Raw genomic sequence first — 1,879 nt, 5'->3', positions numbered from 1 at the left:
AGCACCCCATGGCCGTCAATAAAATCGCCCGTAAAAGCAGCAAGTTCCGCGTTGTCTTTACCGTCCCCGATTTCTGCTGGCCTCCTCCTCCCGCTCCGCCTTCCGTTCCACCCATCCCCTTCCCACTCTTTGCCGACCTCGGCGGTGCCAAAACCGTCGCCAAAAACGTACGCCTCAACCGCAAGCCTGCTTTTGTCTTTAATGCCAGTAAGACGGACAAAACTTATGGCGACGAAATCGCCCTTCCGGGCCGTAAAGGGGTAAAAAGCCGTACTGCCACCAAACCGGCCTGGCCGATGCGTCATTCTTCCTCGGTTAAAATCCGCAAACGCTATATCGTGCGTACCGGCGATATGTTCCATATGAACGGCAAGTTCAGCAAAAGACTCCCCCCTAAAACCTGTTTGTCCTGTAAGGGTGCGGTAGGTGTCGGCCGTCCGGTCAATCCGATACACGGTTTGAAGTTTTTGGCAAACGAAACCGACTTTGCCTTTGAAGGCATCCTGCCGCTGGTATGGAGCCGCAGCTATTATTCCGACCAAGACGGTACCGGCTGGCTCGGCGAGGGTTGGAGCGTACCGGGCTGCCAGCGCATCATCCGCGATGCGGCCGGATTGGCCTATATCGACGATCAGGGCCGTTTGTTCCCTTTGCCGGAAGTCGATGAAGATGACGAAGAGCCGGTATTGTTTGAGAGCGAACAGATTTGGTTCAGCAAAAATCCGGACGGCCATTATGTCATCGCTTCGCTGGACGGTTCGATAGCGCTGCGCTTTGCGCCTTTGGTGGTGGCGGAAGACGGTTCGGATGAAGATTCCACCCTCTTCCCGCTGGTCGCGGTGGAAGACGCCAACGGTAACCATCAGCGTTTCGTCTATCATCCGCTGACCGGTCTGCCGCAATACGTCATCGACGGCAACGGCCGGGTGTTCTCGCTGAACTTCGGCAATGTGGCCGATGAGCAGTCGCCTAGAATGCGGCTGCTGTCGGTATCGCTGTTGGAAGGTTTACCATCCTTTGGTGAAACCGTTCGGGTCGGTACGCCGCTGGTCCGCTATGAATACAACGGCAGTGGTGACCTGATCCGCGTCATCGGCCGCGACGGTAATGTCAAACGCAGCTTCGGCTATAAGAACAATCTGATGGTGTCGCATACGGATGCGGCCGGATTGGTATCGGAATACGAATACGACCATTACACCCCGACCGGCAAAGTCATCCGCAACCGGACTTCTTTGGGCGAGGAATGGCGTTTTACCTATCACGAAGGTTATACCGAAGTAACCGACATATTGGGCCGTACCGAGCAATATCATTATGATTACAACAATGAGTTGACCAAACGGGTGTTTGCCGACGGCAGCACCAACCTGATGGAACGCGACGATTTGGGCCGTCTGCTCAGCCATACCGATGCGATGGGACGCGTTACCCGTTATCAGTACAGCAACGAAGGCCAGGTAGAAAGTATTACCCGTCCGGACGGCGTCATCCTGCATTTCGACTATGACGACAACTACCGACTGATCCGCAAAAGCGATGCCGAAAGCCGTTACCACGGCTATACCTATGACGAAGTGGGCAACCTGCTGACCCATACCGACCCGCTGAAACACATCACCCGTTTCGAATATGCCGGCAACGGTCTGTTGCTGTCGGTAACCGATCCGAACGGCAACAGTACCGCATACCACTATAACGAAAACCATCAGCCCGACCGGATTACCGACTGCTCGGGTTACGAAACCAAACTCTCTTACACCCCCGAAGGACAGCTGGCGCGTATTACCGATGCGCTGGGACAGCACACCGAATACCACTACGACACCAATCAAAACCTCACCCTCGCCCTCTATCCCGACGGCAGCAAAGAGACCTT

Annotated in this window: 1 protein-coding gene; it reads left to right on the top strand. The window is 55.1% G+C overall.

From position 1 onward, the window contains the following. The coding region (locus HMPREF2560_RS04310; protein WP_283122218.1) for a DUF6531 domain-containing protein at window positions 1–1,879 on the top strand (1,879 nt) is incomplete at both ends.

This window comes from Neisseria sp. HMSC078H04 (assembly GCF_001838135.1).
Lineage (GTDB): Bacteria > Pseudomonadota > Gammaproteobacteria > Burkholderiales > Neisseriaceae > Neisseria.
This window is presented reverse-complemented; position numbering and strand designations above follow the sequence as displayed.